Annotated in this window: 1 protein-coding gene; it reads left to right on the top strand. The window is 64.9% G+C overall.

What is annotated here, in order from left to right; translation table 11 throughout:
* Nucleotides 1-1,255, top strand: a 1,255-nt coding sequence (oprB, locus tag HMPREF3014_RS03225) for a carbohydrate porin OprB (protein ID WP_031672250.1), incomplete at both ends; no start/stop codon positions are given.

Genomic DNA, 1,255 nt, shown 5'->3' with positions numbered 1-1,255 from the left:
CCGAACTCGAAATGGATGCTCGGCGACTGGGGCGGCAAGCGCACCGAGCTGCTGGAGAAGGGCTACGACTTCAAGCTGGAGTACGTCGGCGAGGCGGCGGCCAACCTCGACGGCGGCTATGACGACGACAAGACCGGACGCTACACCGACCAGTTCGCCCTGGGCGTGCACATGGATCTGGAGAAGATCCTCGGCTGGAAGGCTACCGAGTTCCAGTTCACCGTCACCGAGCGCAACGGCAAGAACCTTTCCAACGACCGCATCGGCGACCCGCGTGCCGGGCACATCAGCTCGGTGCAGGAGGTCTGGGGCCGCGGGCAGACCTGGCGGCTGACCCAGCTGTGGCTCAAGCAGCAGTACTTCGACGGCGCGCTGGACGTGAAATTCGGCCGTTTCGGCGAGGGCGAGGACTTCAACAGCTTCCCCTGCGATTTCCAGAACCTGGCCTTCTGCGGCTCGCAGGTGGGCAACTGGGCGGGGAGCATCTGGTACAACTGGCCGGTCAGCCAGTGGGCGTTGCGGGTGAAGTACAACTTCGCGCCGGACTGGTACGTGCAGGTCGGCGCCTACGAGCAGAACCCGTCGAACCTGGAGACCGGCAACGGCTTCAAGATGAGCGGCAGCGGGACCAAGGGCGCGTTGCTGCCGGTGGAGCTGATCTGGCAGCCGAAGGTCGGCGCCGAGCAACTGCCGGGCGAGTACCGGCTGGGCTACTACTACAGCACGGCGAAGGCCGATGACGTCTACGACGACGTCGACGGCCAGCCGCAGGGGCTGACCGGCAACGACTTCAAGTCGCGCGGCAGCAAGCATGGCTGGTGGGTGGTGGCGCAGCAGCAGGTCACTTCGCACAACGGCGATGCCTCGCGCGGGTTGAGCCTGTTCGCCAACCTGACGGTCCACGACAAGGCGACCAACGTGGTGGACAACTACCAGCAGCTCGGGATGGTCTACAAGGGGCCGTTCGACGCGCGGCCGAAGGACGACATCGGCCTGGGCATCGCGCGCATCCATGTCAACGACGATGTGAAGAAGCGCCAGCGCCTGGTGAACCAGGTGAACGGCATCGACGACTACGACAACCCGCTGTACCAGCCGCTGCAGGACACCGAGTACAACGCCGAGCTGTACTACGGGGTGCATGTGACCGACTGGCTGACGGTGCGGCCGAACCTGCAATACATCAAGCAGCCGGGCGGGGTCGACGAGGTCGACAACGCGCTGGTGGCGGGGATCAAGATCCAGACGGTGTTCT

Source organism: Pseudomonas sp. HMSC065H01 (genome assembly GCF_001815235.1).
In the GTDB taxonomy this organism is placed as follows: Bacteria; Pseudomonadota; Gammaproteobacteria; order Pseudomonadales; family Pseudomonadaceae; genus Pseudomonas; species Pseudomonas aeruginosa.
The sequence above is the reverse complement of the archived record's forward strand: the minus strand, read 5'-3'. Positions and strand labels throughout refer to the sequence as shown.